At 38.8% G+C, this 18,922-nt stretch carries 17 protein-coding genes; 10 read left to right on the forward strand and 7 right to left on the reverse strand.

The genetic code is table 11. The features are described 5' to 3' along the window. The first annotated feature begins 5 nt into the window (after nucleotides 1–5). Genes R3F25_11905 through R3F25_11915 form a run of 3 tightly spaced genes read left to right on the forward strand, consistent with a single transcriptional unit; the run spans nucleotide 6 to nucleotide 4,045 of the window. On the forward strand, nucleotides 6–2,546 hold the full coding sequence (locus tag R3F25_11905; GenBank protein ID MEZ5497508.1) for a M14 family zinc carboxypeptidase: 2,541 nt from the start codon (nucleotides 6–8) through the stop codon (nucleotides 2,544–2,546). 4 nt (nucleotides 2,547–2,550) lie between these two features. Next, on the forward strand, nucleotides 2,551–3,456 hold the full coding sequence (locus R3F25_11910; protein MEZ5497509.1) for an esterase-like activity of phytase family protein: 906 nt from the start codon (nucleotides 2,551–2,553) through the stop codon (nucleotides 3,454–3,456). Between the two features lies 1 nt (nucleotide 3,457). Then, entirely contained in the window at nucleotides 3,458–4,045 is a 588-nt protein-coding gene (locus R3F25_11915) for an NUDIX domain-containing protein (protein MEZ5497510.1), read from the forward strand. Nucleotides 4,046–4,047: 2 nt separating this feature from the next. Here the strand turns inward: R3F25_11915 and trmL are convergent, their stop codons facing one another. Beyond that, nucleotides 4,048–4,512 carry a tRNA (uridine(34)/cytosine(34)/5-carboxymethylaminomethyluridine(34)-2'-O)-methyltransferase TrmL gene (gene trmL / locus R3F25_11920; GenBank protein ID MEZ5497511.1) on the reverse strand — a complete coding sequence of 155 codons (465 nt, stop codon included), beginning with the start codon at nucleotides 4,510–4,512 and terminating at the stop codon, nucleotides 4,048–4,050. Nucleotides 4,513–4,576: 64 nt separating this feature from the next. Here trmL and ubiA point away from each other — a divergent pair, with 64 nt between their 5' ends. Then, the gene (gene ubiA, locus R3F25_11925; GenBank protein MEZ5497512.1) at nucleotides 4,577–5,446 is read left to right on the forward strand and encodes a 4-hydroxybenzoate octaprenyltransferase; all 870 of its coding nucleotides are present in this window, start codon (nucleotides 4,577–4,579) and stop codon (nucleotides 5,444–5,446) included. A 3-nt stretch (nucleotides 5,447–5,449) separates the two neighbouring features. On the opposite strand, the gene R3F25_11930 is transcribed toward ubiA, so the two are convergent. Together R3F25_11930 and R3F25_11935 are read right to left on the reverse strand one after the other, a co-directional pair. Further along, complete coding sequence (locus R3F25_11930; GenBank protein ID MEZ5497513.1) at nucleotides 5,450–5,824, reverse strand: hypothetical protein; 375 nt, start codon at nucleotides 5,822–5,824, stop codon at nucleotides 5,450–5,452. Between the two features lie 194 nt (nucleotides 5,825–6,018). Continuing rightward, complete coding sequence (locus R3F25_11935; protein ID MEZ5497514.1) at nucleotides 6,019–6,465, reverse strand: DsrE family protein; 447 nt, start codon at nucleotides 6,463–6,465, stop codon at nucleotides 6,019–6,021. A gap of 86 nt (nucleotides 6,466–6,551) precedes the next feature. Here R3F25_11935 and R3F25_11940 point away from each other — a divergent pair, with 86 nt between their 5' ends. The 6 genes from R3F25_11940 to R3F25_11965 are packed head-to-tail and all read left to right on the forward strand — an operon-like array spanning nucleotide 6,552 to nucleotide 13,506. Then, nucleotides 6,552–7,547: a MoxR family ATPase gene (locus tag R3F25_11940; protein ID MEZ5497515.1), complete on the forward strand. Its 996-nt coding sequence runs from the start codon at nucleotides 6,552–6,554 to the stop codon at nucleotides 7,545–7,547. 9 nt (nucleotides 7,548–7,556) lie between these two features. Then, nucleotides 7,557–8,498, forward strand: a complete 942-nt coding sequence (locus R3F25_11945) for a DUF58 domain-containing protein (GenBank protein MEZ5497516.1) — start codon at nucleotides 7,557–7,559, stop codon at nucleotides 8,496–8,498. After that, nucleotides 8,491–9,006, forward strand: coding sequence for a DUF4381 domain-containing protein (locus R3F25_11950; GenBank protein ID MEZ5497517.1), 516 nt, complete (start codon nucleotides 8,491–8,493; stop codon nucleotides 9,004–9,006). Before R3F25_11945 ends, R3F25_11950 begins: the two co-directional genes overlap by 8 nt. After that, a complete protein-coding gene (locus R3F25_11955; GenBank protein MEZ5497518.1) occupies nucleotides 8,999–9,967 on the forward strand; it encodes a VWA domain-containing protein in 969 nt (322 codons plus the stop codon). Before R3F25_11950 ends, R3F25_11955 begins: the two co-directional genes overlap by 8 nt. An 8-nt stretch (nucleotides 9,968–9,975) precedes the next feature. Beyond that, on the forward strand, nucleotides 9,976–11,814 hold the full coding sequence (locus R3F25_11960; protein MEZ5497519.1) for a VWA domain-containing protein: 1,839 nt from the start codon (nucleotides 9,976–9,978) through the stop codon (nucleotides 11,812–11,814). Nucleotides 11,815–11,817: 3 nt separating this feature from the next. Beyond that, nucleotides 11,818–13,506, forward strand: a complete 1,689-nt coding sequence (locus R3F25_11965) for a BatD family protein (GenBank protein MEZ5497520.1) — start codon at nucleotides 11,818–11,820, stop codon at nucleotides 13,504–13,506. A gap of 55 nt (nucleotides 13,507–13,561) precedes the next feature. On the opposite strand, the gene R3F25_11970 is transcribed toward R3F25_11965, so the two are convergent. The 4 genes from R3F25_11970 to dnaG form a co-directional block, all read right to left on the reverse strand. Further along, nucleotides 13,562–13,732 (reverse strand): hypothetical protein, encoded by a 171-nt coding sequence (locus R3F25_11970; GenBank protein MEZ5497521.1) that lies wholly within the window; start codon nucleotides 13,730–13,732, stop codon nucleotides 13,562–13,564. A gap of 161 nt (nucleotides 13,733–13,893) precedes the next feature. Continuing rightward, entirely contained in the window at nucleotides 13,894–15,273 is a 1,380-nt protein-coding gene (locus R3F25_11975) for an L-serine ammonia-lyase (protein MEZ5497522.1), read from the reverse strand. 137 nt (nucleotides 15,274–15,410) lie between these two features. Next, nucleotides 15,411–17,354, reverse strand: a complete 1,944-nt coding sequence (gene rpoD, locus R3F25_11980; protein MEZ5497523.1) for an RNA polymerase sigma factor RpoD — start codon at nucleotides 17,352–17,354, stop codon at nucleotides 15,411–15,413. Nucleotide 17,355: 1 nt separating this feature from the next. Next, a partial coding sequence (gene dnaG, locus R3F25_11985; GenBank protein MEZ5497524.1) for a DNA primase occupies nucleotides 17,356–18,922 on the reverse strand: 1,567 nt, incomplete at its 5' end.

Consider the following 18,922-nt stretch of genomic DNA (forward strand, 5'->3'; position numbering starts at 1 on the left):
AAATTATGAAAATAAAATTATTAGTGTGTGCGTTGTTCGTTGCTGTACATTTTGTCAATGCCGAACCAAATCAAAAACTGCCAAAAGAAGAAAATGGCCCTTGGATTGTTGATGTTCATTACCAAGATATCAAACAAGTAAGAAACTATGCCTCATACAATCAACCTTGGCATGTCAATACCAAAGATGAGTATTTTACTGTTTCAGTTGACAGTATTCAGGAATATGAAAATCTTTTTGCTTATGGGTTTCAAGTCGAAATCAATCAAAAACAAACTCAATCTTCACTGAGAATCAGCGATGCCATTAAAACTGCAAAAGAAAAAAATATTCCGCTAGGAACAAAAAGTATTCCGGGATTTGATTGTTATCGCACTGTAGAAGAAACATTCAATACCATGGATAATTTGGTTGCAACCTATCCTAATTTGGCAAGCATTGTTGATATTGGTGATAGTTGGGAAAAAACAACTCCCGGAGGTTTGCCGGGTTATGACTTAAGGGTTATAAAGATTACCAATTCATTAATTCCGGGTCCAAAACCTATCTTTTTTGCAATGAGTTCCATTCATGCCAGAGAGTTAACACCGGCTGAATTGAACACAAGGTTCGCTGAATATCTTTTGAATAACTATGGATCCGATGCCGATGCCACCTGGCTTGTGGACCATCATGAAATACATTTATTGTTACAAGGAAATCCGGATGGTAGAAAAATTGCAGAAACCGGTGTTTGGCAACGTAAAAATACTAATAATATTGAAGGATATTGTAATCAACCTGAGCAAACACATGGGATAGATATGAATCGTAATTTTGGCTGGAAATGGGGAGCTGGCTCTTGCGGTGGTTTCGGTTGCTCTAGTGGTTCAGTTTGTGATGAAACCTACAGAGGTCCATCTGCACAGTCCGAATATGAAAATCAGGCGATAGATGCTTATATGAAGGACTTATTTGATGATAATCGCGGAGAAGGACTGAATGATCCGGCTCCCAATGATACTCCGGGAATCTTTCTTGATATTCACAGTTATAGCGAATTAGTGATGTGGCCTTATGGTTATGATAGTCCCGGCGTCATTCCACTCGCTCCAAATCATGTACAATTTCAAACACTTGGAAGAAAACTGGCATGGTATAACGATTATCTTCCACAGGTTTCTAATGAGCTTTATGGAGCTGATGGGGCATCTGATGATAATGCTTATGGACAACTCGGTGTCGCTGCTTATGTCTTTGAGCTGGGAACATCATTCTTCCAAAGTTGTAGTGCTTTTGAAAGTACCATTTATCCCGATAATTTACACGCATTAATTTATGCGGCAAAAGTTTCCAGAACGCCTTATATCACTGCATCCGGTCCTGATGTGGAGAATTTGCAACTTTCATCCAGCGGAGTTATTGCCGGGAATAGCTTGACAATTTCAGGAACAGCAACCGACTTACACTTCTCCGCAAACAATGGAAATGAAGCGACCCAAAATATCAGTTCCGTTCAAATGTATGTCGATGAGTTACCTTGGGATGGAGGTTCAACACCTGTTACCATAGCTGCCGGAGATGGAGTTTATGATTCAAAATCGGAGTCATTTTCTGCCACAATTGACACAACCGGAATGCCCGTTGGACAACATGTAGCGTATTTTATTGCGACTGATACAGATATGGTAAAAGGTGTACCCTATGCGAAATTCTTTGAAGTTTGGGATGTTAATGATGTTGGAATTTTATCAGGAATTGTTACAGATGCTTTGAGCTCTCAGCCAATAGCAGGAGCGCAACTCATAATTAATGATATGAGCATAACTTCAAATTCCCAAGGCGAATACAGTTTTGATTTGTTACAAGGCAGTTATACTTTAACGGCAGAGAAATCCTTTTATGCAACAGCTACGTTTAATAGTCTGGCAGTTTCGGGTTTATCGACCACAACTCAAGATATTCAGTTGCAACCACTTTGTGCGTTGATTGATGATGATGTTGAAAGTTACAATTCAATTTCAGATGCAGAAACAGCCGGGTGGTCGCATGGTTCGACTCAAGGTATTGATGACTGGGGTATCAGTCTGACAGCAGGTATGAATAACAGTCAATCCTTTTATACCAATGACGTCAATACTTTTTCCGATAAGTTTTTAATATCACCAGAAATCAATATTTCGGCAAATACCACATTGGAGTTTTGGCACAAATATTCTTTTGAAGGAAGCAGTCCTTATTATGACGGCGCCGTGCTGGAAATTACTACCAATAATGGTTCAAACTGGCAGGATTTAGGGTCAGCAATGACAGAGGGTGGTTATAACGTCACTTTGGCAAGTGGCAACCCACTCGGAAGTCGTTCCGGTTGGGGTGGTTCGATCAGTTATACCAAAGTGGTAGTGGATTTGTCAGCTTATACCGGTACAACAGCAAAAATCAGATGGAGATTTGCTTCGGATGTGAGTGTCGGAGCCGGTGATTGGGATATTGATGATGTTCAAGTCTTAGATCCTTCAGCTTGTATTCCGCTACCGGATTTGATTTTTGAAAATGATTTTGAATAAAAAAATGATGAAATTTAATTTTTTTGTTATTTTGGCATTTGCACTCGCTCTTAGTTCTTGTGATAAAAATGTTCGTTATACAACGAATGGAATCAAAGTCCAGAATCTGAAACTGGTAAAAGCTTATGAAGTGGAAACTTTGGGAAAATTTGACCCTTCCGGTCTGACATATTGGGATGGTCAGTTTTATACCGTTTCAGATAAAGACAATTTTATCTTTAAACTCAAATTTGAAGATAATAAAGTCAGATTGATACCGTTTTTGGAAATTGAAAACGATAAACCCGGCAAACTTGATTTTGAAGGCATCACACATGATGATGAGTATTTTTATCTGATAAGTGAACTGCATTTTCAAATCTTAAAAATTTCCAAAGACGGCAAAACTCAGCAATGGATTCCTGATGATGAGAGTTTGAAAATCGCTGGTAAAGAATCCGGATTATTTACGACTCATAATGCCTATATTGAAGGAATTTGTTTATTGGAAGAACAAAAATTTCTTCTGGCTGCCGAAAGACAACCTCGAGGTTTTGTTGAATTTGATTTACCAAATAACGAAATCACAGCCTATCAGCAAAACGACGCTGTTTTTGAATATCACTTAAACCGATCCACTGATTTTTCGGGTTTGAGTTGTAATATAGATAAGGTATTCGTTTTAGACAGAAATGCAGAAACAATTGCTCAGTTAGAACGCCAAAATGGTCAGTTTGTTGAAACATCAGGGTTTAGTTATAGTGAAGTCATCAACCGACCAGAGTTTAGCTATCTTGACAAAGAATTTGGACTCGCCGAAGGTCTTTATGTCTCTGAAGACAGGTTCTATATCCTTCTTGACAATAACCGCATTGGCATGACAAAAGACCCTGAAAATAATAACTCATTGTTTTTGGAATTGAAAAAATAATATGCAACATATCATTTGTACCGAAAAATCAGTCGTTGATATAGAAATCAAAGCCAACGGCTTTATCAAAACTGAAAAAGATATTTTTGATGTCAGCAAAATCTGGGTGGGTCCCAGAGAGACATTAGAGACCAATGAAGATTTCAAACAAATCATTCCCTATGTGATTCTTTCATATCAGGGAAAAATAGCACTCTATCAACGCACCAAAAAAGGCGGAGAAGACCGCTTACATAATATGCATTCCATCGGCTTCGGCGGTCATATTGATGCTTTCGATCTGGCTTATCAAGATAACGGAGTTATTAATCTGGATAAAACCATCGAAAACTCAGCCCAGCGTGAAATTGATGAAGAACTCAATGTTTCAGAAATCGTTTCCAAACAACATCTCGGGTACATCTACGATGATTCCAATCCCGTCGGCCGAGTCCATATCGGCGTGGTCGAACTATGGGAACTGGCAACAAACGAAATCACCAGCAACGAAGATGAAATCCATGTTGTCGGCTTGTTTACGATTGAAGAATTAAAAGGCTTTGAAGGCGAAATGGAAAACTGGAGCGAGCATATTGTGAATGGCTTATAGATTTATTCCAAATCTCCAAACCCAACCTGTCTCAGGGCTTCAAACAACATCACCGCAACGGTATTGGATAGATTCAGGCTTCGGGAGTCGGCTTTCATCGGAAGTCTGAGTTTTTCGGTTATGCTATTCAGTTCAAGAATATCTTTCGGTAAACCTCTGGTTTCCGGACCGAAGATAAAATAATCGTCTTTTTGAAATGGAACTGTTGTGTAATTGACACTGCCTTTTGTTGTCAATGCAAACAACCTTTCGGGTCTGGCTTTGAGCATAAAATCGGCGAAATTGTCATATTCTTTGACATTGGTAAACTCGTGATAATCCAGTCCGGCACGGCGCAGAGCTTTGGTTTCCATCGCAAACCCCAATGGATGAATCAGATGAAGCTGAGCTCCGGTATTGGCACAAAGGCGAATGATGTTTCCGGTGTTGGGTGGAATTTCAGGTTCAAACAGAACGATATTAAACATAATTTTTATTGAATCAGGTCAGGTAATGGTAAAATAAAAAGCTGATAAAATACAAACATTTTTGATGTCACAAAAAAACTTTCTCAGCACAATTGATCCCTATTTGAAATTAATTCGTTTTGATCGGCCGATTGGAACTTTGTTGTTATTGTGGCCAACATTATGGGCTTTGTGGCTGGCAGCTGATGGAATTCCACCGATTAAGTATTTGGTTATTTTTTCTTTAGGTGTTTTTTTAATGCGTTCCGCTGGTTGTGCAATTAACGATATTGCTGACAGAAAATTTGATGCCAAAGTCAAAAGAACACGCAACCGACCATTAGCTCAGCAACAATTACCGGTTGTCAATGCGTTGATTATGTTTGTGGTATTGCTTTTATGTGCAGTGTTGTTGCTAACGTTTTTGAATGCGTTAGCGATTCAAATTGCAATGGTAGCAGCATTTTTTGCCATTACTTATCCGTTTATGAAACGCTATACCTATTTACCACAGGTTTATTTGGGCATTGCTTTTGCGTTATCCATTCCGATGGCTTACGCGCAGATTCAGGGGAAAATTCCAGCAGAGGCTTGGTTGTTGTTTATTGCCAATATATTCTGGACTACGGCTTATGATACGATGTACGCAATGGTTGATCGTGAATGTGATGAAAAAATTGGCGTGAAATCAACGGCAATTTTGTTTGGTGATTTGGATATTGTTATCACCCATATTATTCAGGGATTTATGATGCTGGTTTTGCTTCTGCTCGGCAGAAAACTGGATCTCAATATGTATTTTTATTTTGGCTTGCTGGCAAGTGTGGTTTTATTTGTTTATCAGAATAAATTATTACGAAGCAGAAAAACTTACAATTATTTCAAGGCATTCTTGAATAATAATTGGGTGGGAATGATCATTTTTATTGGTATTGCTATTGCAACAACAATCTAAAAATTATTCTCTGACGTTGGCAATTCGATTGAATTTGGCAACTTCTTTCAAACCGTAAATTTTAGTCACAGAGTCACTCGAAATTGAAGCGTTATGTTCTCGGATAAAGCCATCAATACTATATTGCCAGCGGGTTGATTGACCACCAATGGTAATATCTATAAAAAATTTGAAATCCGGAGCTGCATTTGGTGTTTCTTCCTTGTTGTAAAAAATTCGCTGTAATTCCTCAACAGTTTCAGCATCGGTTGCATCCAAAACCACACCATGAGCACTGCTGCTAACAACAATTTTTTCGATTGCCGGGTTTGAATCACCACAAGAAACCAGTAATGTTGCCAATATGCTAATCAATGTCAAGGAATAAAACTTTTTCATTTTTCTTCTCAATAATTTTTATAACTTTGCGAAATTGAGTGTAACTGTGAGATTGAATATTACATTCTTCTAATGTAATCTAACATATTGAGAACTGTATCACAATATCTCAATTTAAAAATTTGAAATTATCTGTGATACTTTTATTTATTAAATTTGGAATCAACGGTAATAAATCAGTGTTTGTTTCAACCCTAAGGACTAAAGTAGGTATAACCTTTTTCTTGTAAAAGCATAATGTGAGGAATGCCGTTTGGAACGGTTTCAACACCATCAATTAAGTCCAGTTCAAGTCCCTTGGTGCGTTTCAGTGTGTTGATGGTGTCGCCACAAGCCGTGAAAACCACATCTTGCATCATCAAACTCTCAATTCTGGCTCTTAATGGACTTTCTTTGGTGAGAAAATAAATCCCTTTTCCGTAAGCAACCAGCTCAATTTCGACATTATCGACCCCGAAATACTTTGAAATATTAACAATATTGGTGATGACTTCTGATTGTAAATGCTCATCACCTTTATTCATTTGAATGACCAGGCGATGGACTTTAAAATCATCATCTTCTGCGGCTTGAACCGTATTTTTTAAATTGCAGGCATTGATTAGTAAAACTAAAAGTATAAAAATTGCTTTTTTGTACATCTAAATTCCTCTGGCTTGATTTCAAATATTTTGAACCTTATTATATTGCATCTGTCGTAATACGGTCAAAAATAATAAACATGAGCATGGAAAATAATAGTCAGCAAGAAATATCAGAAACAGCAAAAATATTCCAACAGGTTAAATCATCTCTCTCACAAGAAATCTTCGGACAGGAAAAACTGGTTAACAGGTTGTTAATGGCACTATTAACTCATGGCCACTTATTAGTAGAAGGTGCTCCGGGTTTGGCAAAAACCACTGCGATCAAGGCTTTGGCAGATCGTTTGGAAGGAGATTTTAAACGCATACAGTTTACACCGGACTTGCTTCCCTCAGATTTAACAGGGACTGAAATTTATCGAGCTCAAACCGGAAGTTTTGAATTCCAGAAAGGTCCATTGTTTCATAATCTGATTCTGGCAGATGAGGTCAACCGTGCACCTGCAAAAGTCCAGTCTGCTTTGCTTGAAGCGATGGGAGAACAACAAATCACCATTGGCAGTACCACTTATCAGCTGCCCAAATTGTTTTTAGTTATGGCAACACAAAATCCGATTGAGCAGGAAGGAACTTACCCGCTTCCTGAGGCCCAATTGGACCGTTTTCAAATGCATGTAGCGATTGATTATCCCGATGCCGATACGGAAAAAGATATTCTCAAATTGGCGCAGGATAGAGATAAAGTGGGTTATCAGAAGCCATCCAAAGATTCAGTCAATTTGACTCAGCAAAATGTGTTTGATGCTCAACAGCAGGTTTTGAATTTGTATGTTGCAGAAAATCTGCAAAATTATATGGTAGAATTGATTCTTGCAACCCGCAATCCAATTAAATACGATAAATCTTTGGCTGAAATGATTAGTTTTGGTGGTTCTCCACGTGCCACAATTGCCTTGGATCGTTGTGCAAGAGCTCATGCGTTTTTACAAGGTCGTGAGCATTTATTGCCGGAAGATATTCACAATGTGATTTATGATGTTTTAAGGCATCGTTTGATTCTTAGTTTTGAAGCCGAAGTTGAAGGTATTACACCTGATAAAGTCATTGACAGATTATTGAAGGTTGTTCCAATCGCATAGTCATTGATTATGAATTCATCCACTCGTGTCACAACACAAGCATTGGTTCAACAGCAACCGCATGCAAAAAACCTGTCATTGTCAGGGCGAAAAAAAGCCAGCTCTGCGATTTCAGGTTTGCATGATTCACGATTCAGAGGTCGTGGAATGGACTATCTGGAATCGCGTGTTTATCAGGCAGGTGATGATATTCGTAACATGGATTGGTTGGTGACAGCCCGAACCGGTGAACCTCATACAAAACTTTTTCAGGAAGAAAGAGAAAGACCGATTCATATCGTTATGGATAACAATCGCTCCATGGCGTTTGGCACAAAAAACGAATTCAAATCTGTAACCGCAGCGAAGGCAGCATCGTTGTTGTCATGGGCTGCTATCAAAAATGGTGATAGAGTAGGAGTTTTAAGTTTCGGCACTCATGGAATTCATCACGAAAAACCGGTGGGTGGCAAACGTGGAATGATGCGATTGATTGCACATTTGGTAAAAACTGACGCTGCAAAAAGTGCAGATGATAAGGAAACGCCTTTAGAAGATGCTTTGCAAAGATTAAGAACCATCATCAGACCCGGTTCTTTGGTGATTATTGTCAGTGATTTTTATCATTTGGGAAAAGAAGTGAAAAGGCATTTGATTCAGCTCACCAAACATAATGACGTGATGGCTGTATTTGTTGCTGACCCTTTTGAAATCAATACGTTGCAACCCGGAACTTACGGAATCGATCAGGGACAAAGTACTGTTGTTTTAAATACCAAAAAAAGTAAAGATGTCGGAAACATGCGAAGCTATCAGAATTCGCATTTGGAAAGTGTGTTTGAGAATATTCAGAAGTCTGCTGTTTCAGTCATTCCAATTATGACTAATGATAATTTGCAGGAAAAGCTCAAGCAGTCATTGAAATCACCGGCATCTGCGTGGAGTAGTTGGAGGAATTCAATCAATGAATAGCACCGCTCCGGCTCTACAACTTCGTGATATTCACCTGCCACAAGAACCCGGATTCTGGCCTTTGGCTCCCGGTTGGTGGGTTTTGTTGGTTCTATTTTTAATTTCGTTGTATTTCGTCATCAAATGGTTTGTTGCCAGAAACAAACAAAATCGTTTGATTCAAGTTTTGCAAAACTCTTTAAATGACTCCAGAAATCGTTTTGATCAACATAAAAACAAGCATCAATTGGCATCGGAAATTTCGGTATTGTTGAAACGCTTTGTGAAACATGTTTTAGGAGATACACAGGCTGCATCTTTGAGTGGTCAGTCATGGATTAGTTACCTCAATCAATATTCAGAATCGCTTGTGTTCGACCAATATTACAATGAATTGTGCGAAGCCCAGTATTCTCCCAAAGCCGATTATGATGTTTCAGGTTTAATTGCGGTGGTGAAAAACTTTTTTCCGCAAGCATTGAAACATCAAAAGAAACTCAATAAAAAAACAAAGGTGAAAAATGTTTGAGTTTGAGTGGATTTGGGTTTTAACGCTAGCAGTTTTGCCATTGTTTGTATGGCTATTGCCAAAAGTCAGACAAAGTTCGGTCATGGCGGTACGAGTGCCTTTTTTTAGCGGATTCTGGAAATCGCTTTCCGGTGTTTCTGCTCAAAACAAATGGTGGTTGAAAGTATTGGCAATTCTTTCTTGGTTACTTTTTATCGTGGCGGCTGCCAAACCGGTTTGGATTGGTGATGCGGTTTCTTTGCCGGTTGAAGGCAGAGATTTAATGATGGCTGTCGATGTTTCCGGTTCCATGCAAGAAACAGACATGAAAATTAATGGCAATGAAGTGGATCGTTTAACCATGGTAAAACACGTTGCCGGAGATTTCATTGAAAGAAGAAAAGGCGACCGGATTGGTTTGATTTTATTTGGTCAACAAGCCTATCTGCAAACGCCTTTGAGTTTTGATTTAAAAACTGTTAACACATTACTTTCCGAATCCATGATTGGAATCGCCGGGAAAGCGACTGCAATTGGTGATGCCATTGGTTTGGCAGTCAAAAGAGTACGTGCAACAACGGATAATAACCGAATTCTGATATTACTCACCGACGGACAAAACACCGCTGGAGAGATTCACCCTTTGAAAGCGGCTGAACTGGCTGCTCAGGAGGGTTTGAAAATTTATACAATCGGAATTGGTGCGGATGAAGTTTATCGTCAGACTATTTTCGGTAATCGGCGTATAAATCCGTCTTTGGACTTGGATGAAGCGACTTTGAGAAAAATTGCCAACCAAACCGGCGGGCAGTATTTCCGAGCCAGAAACACCAAAGAGCTGGATAAAATTTACGCCATGCTTGATGAATTGGAGCCGCTGGCAAAAGAAGAACAGTTTTATCGCCCGACGGAACAGTTGTTTTTCTGGCCTTTGGGCTTTTCGATGTTGATTCTGTTAACAGTTTTAAGGTTGAAGGTGTAGCAATGGAAATGATAAGCAGTTTTTTTTCCAATTTGCACTTTATCAGACCCCAGGTGCTTTATTCTTTGCCGATAGTTTTGGCAATTATCTGGTTTTTACAGAGAAAACAAAAAGGTGGCGATAGCTGGGAAAAAGTTTGTGATGAGCATTTGCTAGCAGAGATTAAATCAAAGTCTTCTGAAAAAGGTAGTGGTTGGATGAAATTGTTATGGTTGATTTCAATTCTTGCAATTTTGGCAATATCTGGTCCTTCGTTTCGTAAAATTCCAACACCGGTGATGAAAAATCAATCGGCATTGGTAGTTGCATTGGATGTTTCCAAGAGCATGCTGTCGGATGACATTAAACCCAATCGTTTGGAACGTGCCAAGTATAAACTGAATGATATTCTGGAAAAAAGAAAAGATGGACAAACCGCCTTGCTGGTTTATGCGGGTGACGCATTTATTGTCACACCATTAACTGATGATACAGAAACAATCTCGTTATTAGTCAAAGCCATTTCGCCAGAAATTATGCCGGTTCAAGGTTCCAGAGCCGATATTGCATTACTTAAAGCGAAAGACTTATTGAAACAAGCCGGATATTCGCGAGGTGAAATCATCTTGATGACCGACGGAGTCAATCTGGATTCCGCGATGAATGTTGCAGAAGATTTAGCTGATGAAAAAATTAGCACTTCAGTTTTAGCCATCGGAACAGAAGCCGGAGCTCCGATTCCGACGCAACAAGGGTTTGTTAAGGACAGAAGCGGAAACATTGTTGTTCCCAAGTTGAATATTAGCGAATTAAGGCAATTGTCATCAGCTGGTAACGGAAGATTTTCTCAACTGACGGGTGATTCTGCGGATATTGATTTTTTAGTTCCGACTGATGCCGAAAAGAATGAAGATGAAGCGACAGATAACAGCGAGTTGGATTCTGAAAAATACATTGATGAAGGTCCTTGGTTGGTATTAGCCATACTTCCGCTTTTCGCATTATTATTCAGAAAAGGCTTGTTGCTGAGTTTGTTTTTGGTCGTAGGACTGCAAACTCCGCAGGTTTCTCAAGCCTTTGAATGGAAAGATTTATGGTTGAATTCAGATCAGCAAGCTGCTGAATACATCAACAACGAAAATCCGCAAAAAGCCTTTGAGAAAGCCAAATCTAATTCCTGGAAAGCTACAGCTGCATACAAAAAAGGAGATTTTCAAAGTGCAGGAAACTTGTTTAACGATGGAAGTGCCGATGGTTTGTACAACCAAGGAAATGCTTTTGCTCAAAGTGGTAAATTACAGGAGGCTTTGGATGCTTATAATCAGTCTCTGGAACTCAGACCCGATGATGAAGATACACTTTACAATAAAAAACAGGTCGAAGAAGCTCTGAAACAACAACAGCAGGAACAACAGCAAAATCAGGATAATCAGAAACAGGACTCCGAAGATCAACAACAAAATCAGGAAGACCAACAGCAAGAGCAAGAAAATAAGGATCAGGAAAACCAAGATCAGGAAAACAGTGAGCAACAGCAACAGGAAGGGCAACAGAACCAAGATTCTCAGGATAATCCTGAACAACAGGAGCAGAAGTCTGAACAAGAAGAAATGACGGAAGAGGAAAAACGTCAGCAAGAACAAGAACAAAAAGAACTGGAACAAGCAGATAAGGAACAGCAAGAACAACAAAAAGAGCAACAAGCTCAAGTGTCACCGGAAGAGCTTCAGGAAAAAGCTGAAAATAAAGAGGCCATTGAACAATGGCTGAGAAGAATTCCCGATGACCCGGGCGGTTTATTGCGAAGAAAATTCTACTACCAGTATAACCAACAGAAAAATAAACCAGATGAACAACAGGATTGGTAAATTATGAAAAACTTACTACTAATTGGTTTACTTTTAATCAGTTTTAATAGCTTTGCTGAAGTGACTGCCAGTGTTGATCGCAACCGAATTATTATTGGTGAAACTCTGACATTGACAATTTCAGTTGATGAAAATAGCAATGAAGAGCCGGATTTAACAGAGTTAGAAGATGTTTTTACCGTTTTGGGAACCAGCAAGTCTTCATCAACACAAATTATCAATAACAGTTATTCAACACAAACCAGTTGGCAAATTTCATTGATGCCAAATGGTGTGGGTGAAAATACCATTCCGCCAATTAAAGTAGGTAGTCAGCAAACCAAACCCATTCAAATTTCGGTGACAAAATCAGACCCGAATGCTAAAGCAAACGGAGATGTTTTTATTGAGGCAGAGACAGATAAAACCGAAGCCTTTGTTAAAGAACAAATTATTTTAACAGTGAGACTTTTCTATGGAATTGCATTGAGTGAAGGAAGTCTGTCTGATCCGATTGCTAGTGATACCATAATTACACAGCTTGATAAAGGAGCTAATTATCGAACAGTCAGAGACGGACGAGCTTATGAAGTGGTTGAACGACGATATGCAATGTTTGCTGAAAAAAGCGGAAAACTGGAACTGAATCCAATCATTTTTAATGGCCGTGATAATTCATCCCGAAGAAGTTTTAGCATGTTTGCGACAGGAAAACCGGTTCGAGCAGTTTCCAAACCTGTAGAAATTGAAATTAAACCGATACCACAAACTTCTATTGGCAAGGATTGGCTACCGGCATCCAATGTTCAGATTTCACAGGAATGGTCCTCGCAACCTTACAAAGTGGGTGAGCCAATCACACGAACAATTACTCTTTATGTTGAAGGTCTGAACGAGACACAAATCCCTGAAATTGACCTTGGCGAAATTGACGGAATCAGGGTTTATCCCGAACAACCATTATCTCAAACCGAAAAAGAAACAGAAAACCTGAAAAGTTGGAAACAAGTCAAGCTGGCAATGATCCCAACACAATCCGGGAAAATCCGAATTCCTGAATTTCAATTGGAATGGTTCAATACTAATACAGGGCAAGTTGAGTTTGCAAAATTACCACCTGTTACGTTAGATGTTGAAGCCGGTGATTTTGCTTTGGAAAAACCACCTATTGGAAATTTGTTTGAAACCAAGCCAACTGAAAGTGTTTCAAGTGCTTCTGAAAAAGGAGTCTCCAGAGATGAAACTCCATTAACTGAAGTGAAAGTGGTAGAAAAAGAATCATGGTTTTGGAAACTCATTGCTTTAATTTCAGTATTGCTCTGGTTGGTTACTTTGGCAATTTTACTTTCCTCGAGAAAGAAAAAAAGAGTATCTGATTCATCTGATAAAGCTAAAAAAAGTATAAGTAAACAAGATATTATCAACTCAATCAATAATAAAGATTTATCGGGATTACAAGAATCCTTGATTCACTGGTGGAATCAGCAATACCCCGAAAATCAAGTGAATAATTTATCGGCAATAACTCCACTTGTTACTGATGAAATGCAAAGTTTAATCGAAAATCTGGAATTGCAACTTTATTCTTCATCAACACAATTAACAGAGTTTGATACTGGTTCCTGGTTAAAACAAGTTAAGGGAAAAGGTTTGACTATTCATAATTTCAATCAAATCAATCCTAAGAACGAACTTCCTGAACTTTATAGTTAGGCATAAAAAAACCTGAACCGGAAAGTTCAGGTTTTCCCTCAATGAAATGTTTTTGTTAGAGCCCTTTGAGTAGATTTCCTGCTGCCAATACCACAAAAGCAGCTGTCATTACCCAATAAGCATTTGCTGAAACAACCGGAATCGCAACAAAAGCTGATACAACTGATAACACAGCTAAAATTACTGCAATCATAAATACCAAAGCGGTAGGTGCGTTTGTTTTCATAATAATCTCCCCTTATTTAAGATTTGAAATAGTGGAAAAACCCACTGCATATTATCATGCCATATTTCACTAAAGAATAAAACATTAATTCTTTTCATGATATGAAATGTAACAATAGTTTATCTTATGGAAAGGTTGTAGTGAATGTAATGTCAGTGCAATTAGCACTCAATGATATTCACTGCCAAACCACCTCGAGAAGTTTCCTTATACTTCGATTGCATGTCGTGCCCGGTGATTTTCATGGTTTTAATCACTTTATCCAATGAGACCCAATGACTTCCATCGCCACGACAAGCCATTCGATAGGCATTGATAGCTTTGACCGCTCCCATGGCATTTCTTTCAATACAGGGAATTTGCACCAATCCGCCAATCGGATCACAGGTCAACCCTAAATTGTGTTCCATAGCAATTTCAGCCGCATTCTCAATATGTTCGGGAGATTCGTTACAAGCCGCAGCTAAACCGGCAGCAGCCATTGAGCAGGCGACACCAACTTCACCCTGGCATCCAACCTCAGCGCCTGAAATAGAAGCATTTTCTTTGTATAGCATACCGATAGCACCGGCTGTTAAAAGAAAATTACGGACTCCTTGAATATTTGCTTGAGGACAAAAGTGATAGTAATAATGCAAAACCGCAGGAATAATCCCGGCAGCACCATTTGTTGGTGCGGTCACAACACGTCCACCGGCAGCGTTTTCTTCACTCACAGCAAGAGCATAGACATTCACCCAATCTAAAATTGTAAGAGGGTCGCGTAAAGCGGCTTGTGGCATATTTCTTAAGGAGTCATAAAGTTCCGGAGCACGGCGTTTGACTTTTAAACCTCCGGGTAATACGCCTTTGGTGTTTAAACCTCTTTCCACACACTGTTTGAAAACCTGCCATAAAAAATCCAGTTGTTTGTTGATTTCAGATTTCTTTTGCCAGAATTTTTCATTCTCATACATGATTTCTGCAATTGATTTTTTGTTAGATTTGCAGATTTCCAGAAGCTGATCGCCGGATTTAAAAGAAAAGGGTAAGACGGTGCTGTCTTCGACAATGGTTTTTTTTGCCAGTTTTTTGTGTGAAAGAATAAATCCTCCACCGACTGAATAAAAGTCCTTACTGAGTATTATTTCACCATCTTTTTTGCACGCAATAAATCGCATCCCATTTGAGTGTAGTGGCAGTAATTTTCTTTTATGAAATTTAAGATGCTTCTTGTAATCAAATGAAACGTATTGCTTTGGACTAATCTCAATGGCTTTGTTTTTTTCAACCTTTAGCAATAAATCGTCAATGATGTCAGGATCTATTTTATCGGGCTCATAACCGCTTAATCCCAATATAATGGCTTTGTCGGTTCCGTGTCCGCGCCCTGTATGCCCGAGAGAACCAAATAGTTCGGTTTGAATAGTGTCAATTTCATCAAGCAGATTTCTATGCTCCAGCTGACGGCAAAATAAGAATGCCGCGCGCATAGGTCCAACCGTATGCGAACTTGAAGGACCAATTCCGACTTTAAATAAATCAAATACACTGACAGCCATTGAATGAAATTTTGTTAAACCTGAGGAATTGTAAAATTTTTATGGTTAAGAGTATATGATTTGATGATTTTTTCTGAAATAAAAAAACTCCTGTCGGATAACAGGAGTTTTGTAAGAGCAAATTAAGTTTATGAGCTTTACAAACTCATAAATCCGCGTAGAAGTTCAGAACGACTTGGATGTCTGAGTTTACGCAGAGCTTTTGCCTCAATCTGTCTGATACGCTCACGAGTGACGTCAAACTGTTTTCCAACTTCTTCCAATGTGTGATCCGTATTCATGTCAATACCAAAACGCATTCTTAATACTTTGGCTTCTCTAGGAGTTAACCCCTCAAGCAAAGCAGAAACTGTATTTGTCAAACCATTGACGGTCGCTGAATCCAGAGGTGAAAGAATGTTTGAGTCTTCGATAAAATCTCCCAAGTAACTATCTTCATCGTCACCTATTGGAGTTTCCATGGAAATAGGCTCTTTAGCGATTTTTATCACTTTACGAACTTTATCCACTGGCATTTCCAGAATTTTAGCCAGTTCTTCTGCTGTTGCTTCACGACCATTCTCTTGTAGCAATTGTCTGGAAACCCGATTGAGTTTGTTAATGGTCTCTATCATGTGTACCGGAATACGAATTGTTCTTGCTTGATCGGCAATGGAACGAGTGATAGCTTGACGAATCCACCATGTAGCATAGGTAGAGAATTTATAACCACGACGATATTCGAATTTCTCAACCGCCTTCATCAAGCCAATATTTCCTTCCTGAATCAAGTCAAGGAACTGTAAACCACGATTGGTGTATTTTTTCGCAATCGAAATAACCAATCTTAAGTTCGCTTCAATCATTTCTTTTTTCGCACGGCGAGACTTGGCTTCGTTAACCGTGATGTTACGATTGATTTCTTTAATTTCCGGAATGGTTAATTTATAACGCTTCTCCAGATATTGCATTTTTTGTTGCAGTTTGACGATTTCATCTTTGTAAATTGCCAGCAAGGTTGAATAGTTTTCGCCTTTTTCGATCACACCGTCTATCCAACTGGTATCGGTTTCTTTCCCGATAAAAGAGCGAATGAATTTACCACGAGGCATATTACATTGTTCGGTACAAATATTCATGATACGTCTTTCGATGTAACGAATATTTTCTTGAGCAATTTTTACCTGCATGTTGAATTTATCATACAAGCGAGGAGAAAATTTGAATTCAACTAATACATCTGAAATTTGGTTTAAATAGTCTTTTTGATCATCTTGATCAAGACCTTTTTTATCAACAGATTTTACAAATTTGCTATAAATCTCACGAACTTTATCTAACCGAAGCTTAACTTCAACAGGATCGAGTCCGGAGTCCTCAAATGAAGCTGTGCTTTCATCCTCATCTTCATCATCACCATCATCATCGGTATCACTATCATTATCTTCATCGTAATCCGTATCATCATCAGAGCTACTATTTCCCTCTTCCTCGTCTTCCTCTTCTTCTTCATCAACATCTGTTGGCTTTTTAACTTTAGGAATGACAGCTTCTTCATGAGGGTTGTAAATGTCGGTGATAACATCGTTAATTTTGAAGCCTTCTTCTTCCATTTCTTCCAATTCCTCGATCAAAGCTTCAGTCGTTTTCGGGAATTTGGCAATCGCTTCGACGATAAAATGCGAACTACGTTCAATCCGTTTGGCAATTGCAATTTCTTCTTTACGGGATAAAAGTTCAACGGAGCCCATTTCACGCATGTACATACGAACAGGATCGGTTGTACGACCAATATTGGCATCAACTGCGGATAATACAGCCATTGCTTCTTCAGTAGCAGTATCATCATCTTCTTTTGCAGCATCGTCATTCAGAAGGATTTCATCTTCATCCGGAGCTTCATCAAAAACCTGAATCCCCATGTCGTTAATCATCTGAATAACGTCTTCAACCATTTCTGTTTCAACGATATCATCAGGAAGGTGATCGTTGATTTCGGCATAAGTCAGATAGCCTTGTTCCTTGCCTTTCAGTATCAAATATTTCATTTGAGACTGCGGGTTCATTGTTGGTTCTTGTTTTGTTTCTTGCTGTTGATCCATATTAGTTCTTGTTAATTTGTTTTGTTAGTAATTCAACCAAACGCTGTTGTTCATTCTGAGTTAAACCGGATTCTGATTGTTTTCTTCTCAGAGTTTCTATTTCATTTTTCTCAATTGTTTTTGCAAAGTAACTCAAAATATCATCCAGTTCAAATATCAATTGATCGCTATTTAAATCGAGTGGTATAGCTGCCAATTGACTGAGATGTTGAGAGGCTTTATGTTGCTGAAAACCTTCGATAATACCAGCTGTGGTAATATGAGGGTTAGAACGACAAAAATCAATAATATCAGTCAGAATTTTTGTACCATTTTGGTTTAAAAGTGCTAAATCTGTTGTTTCAGGGATTTTCTCGACTAAATGCGGGCTGTTAAGTAAGATTGCAATGGCTTTCCTAACCGGGTTCCATTGTTGTACCGGTTGGATTTTAACCTCTGTAGAGTGATTAAAATCAGTCTGAGATTTGCTTAAATTATTGATTTCGGCAATCAATAGTTTTTTAAATTCACCTTTCGGCAATTGATTGACATATTGTTTGCTGTTTTCGATGAATTTGGCTCTGCCGTCAATGCTTGATAAATCCACATCTCGTGAAATAGTCTCAATGAGAAAAACAGATAAAGTCGTGGCATTATCAATTTTGTGTTTGAAATTTTCTGTTCCAAACTCCTGAATATAAGTATCCGGGTCATGTGACTGTGGCAGGAATAAAAAGCGAATACTTTTATCATCCCGATAGTTCGGTAACGAAGTCACTAAGGCTTTCCAGGCTGCTTCTCGTCCGGCTGTATCGCCATCAAAGCAAAAAATGATTTCATCATAAGCCCGTAAAAGAGTGATGATATGCTGGCTGCTGGTGGCGGTTCCCAAAGTGGCAACAGCATTTTTTACGCCTGCTTGGTGAAGCGCAATCACATCCATATAACCTTCTACGACAATAATTTGCTTGGAGTCACCGTATTTACGGGCAAGATTGTAACCGTAAAGCTCTTTGCTTTTATGAAATAAAGGAGTTTCCGGTGAGTTCAGATATTTGGGTTTTTGGTCTTGAGTTATGGCTCTTCCGCCGAATGCAATCACTCGCCCTCGTTTGTCTGAGATTGGAAAAATCACTCGATTTCTGAATTTATCATAAACTTTTCCATGATCATTCTTAGTGACTAATCCAGCTTCAAAAAGATTGTTGATTTCTTGATGAGGAAAACTTTTAAGCAACCCATCCCACAGATCAGGTGCATATCCTATCTGAAATAAATCCAGAACCTCCTGAGAGATATTTCTTTGCGCCATATATCGTTTGGCAACTTCAGAATGTTTGAAGTGATAGGTGAAAAAACGATTGGCTCGGCTAGTTAATTCGTATAAATTTTTGCTTTTATTATTTTGCTGAAAAGATGTTTTAGGAATTGCTAAACCTGCCGATTGTGCCAGAGTTTCAACGGCATCAACAAATTCCATTCCTTCAAAATCCATTAAAAACCGAATGGCCGAACCATGCTTTCCACAACCAAAACAATGATAAAATTGCTTATGCTGGCTGACAGTGAATGAAGGGGTATTTTCTGTA

This window comes from Gammaproteobacteria bacterium (genome assembly GCA_041395445.1).
Lineage (GTDB): Bacteria > Pseudomonadota > Gammaproteobacteria > Xanthomonadales > Marinicellaceae > NORP309.

Coding starts and splice junctions, on each gene's coding strand:
- R3F25_11905 (MEZ5497508.1), top strand. CDS start 6: ATGAAAATAAAATTATTAGTGTGTGCGTTGTTCGTTGCTGTACATTTT.
- R3F25_11910 (MEZ5497509.1), top strand. CDS start 2,551: ATGATGAAATTTAATTTTTTTGTTATTTTGGCATTTGCACTCGCTCTT.
- R3F25_11915 (MEZ5497510.1), top strand. CDS start 3,458: ATGCAACATATCATTTGTACCGAAAAATCAGTCGTTGATATAGAAATC.
- trmL (MEZ5497511.1), bottom strand. CDS start 4,512: ATGTTTAATATCGTTCTGTTTGAACCTGAAATTCCACCCAACACCGGA.
- ubiA (MEZ5497512.1), top strand. CDS start 4,577: ATGTCACAAAAAAACTTTCTCAGCACAATTGATCCCTATTTGAAATTA.
- R3F25_11930 (MEZ5497513.1), bottom strand. CDS start 5,824: ATGAAAAAGTTTTATTCCTTGACATTGATTAGCATATTGGCAACATTA.
- R3F25_11935 (MEZ5497514.1), bottom strand. CDS start 6,465: ATGTACAAAAAAGCAATTTTTATACTTTTAGTTTTACTAATCAATGCC.
- R3F25_11940 (MEZ5497515.1), top strand. CDS start 6,552: ATGGAAAATAATAGTCAGCAAGAAATATCAGAAACAGCAAAAATATTC.
- R3F25_11945 (MEZ5497516.1), top strand. CDS start 7,557: ATGAATTCATCCACTCGTGTCACAACACAAGCATTGGTTCAACAGCAA.
- R3F25_11950 (MEZ5497517.1), top strand. CDS start 8,491: ATGAATAGCACCGCTCCGGCTCTACAACTTCGTGATATTCACCTGCCA.
- R3F25_11955 (MEZ5497518.1), top strand. CDS start 8,999: ATGTTTGAGTTTGAGTGGATTTGGGTTTTAACGCTAGCAGTTTTGCCA.
- R3F25_11960 (MEZ5497519.1), top strand. CDS start 9,976: ATGATAAGCAGTTTTTTTTCCAATTTGCACTTTATCAGACCCCAGGTG.
- R3F25_11965 (MEZ5497520.1), top strand. CDS start 11,818: ATGAAAAACTTACTACTAATTGGTTTACTTTTAATCAGTTTTAATAGC.
- R3F25_11970 (MEZ5497521.1), bottom strand. CDS start 13,732: ATGAAAACAAACGCACCTACCGCTTTGGTATTTATGATTGCAGTAATT.
- R3F25_11975 (MEZ5497522.1), bottom strand. CDS start 15,273: ATGGCTGTCAGTGTATTTGATTTATTTAAAGTCGGAATTGGTCCTTCA.
- rpoD (MEZ5497523.1), bottom strand. CDS start 17,354: ATGGATCAACAGCAAGAAACAAAACAAGAACCAACAATGAACCCGCAG.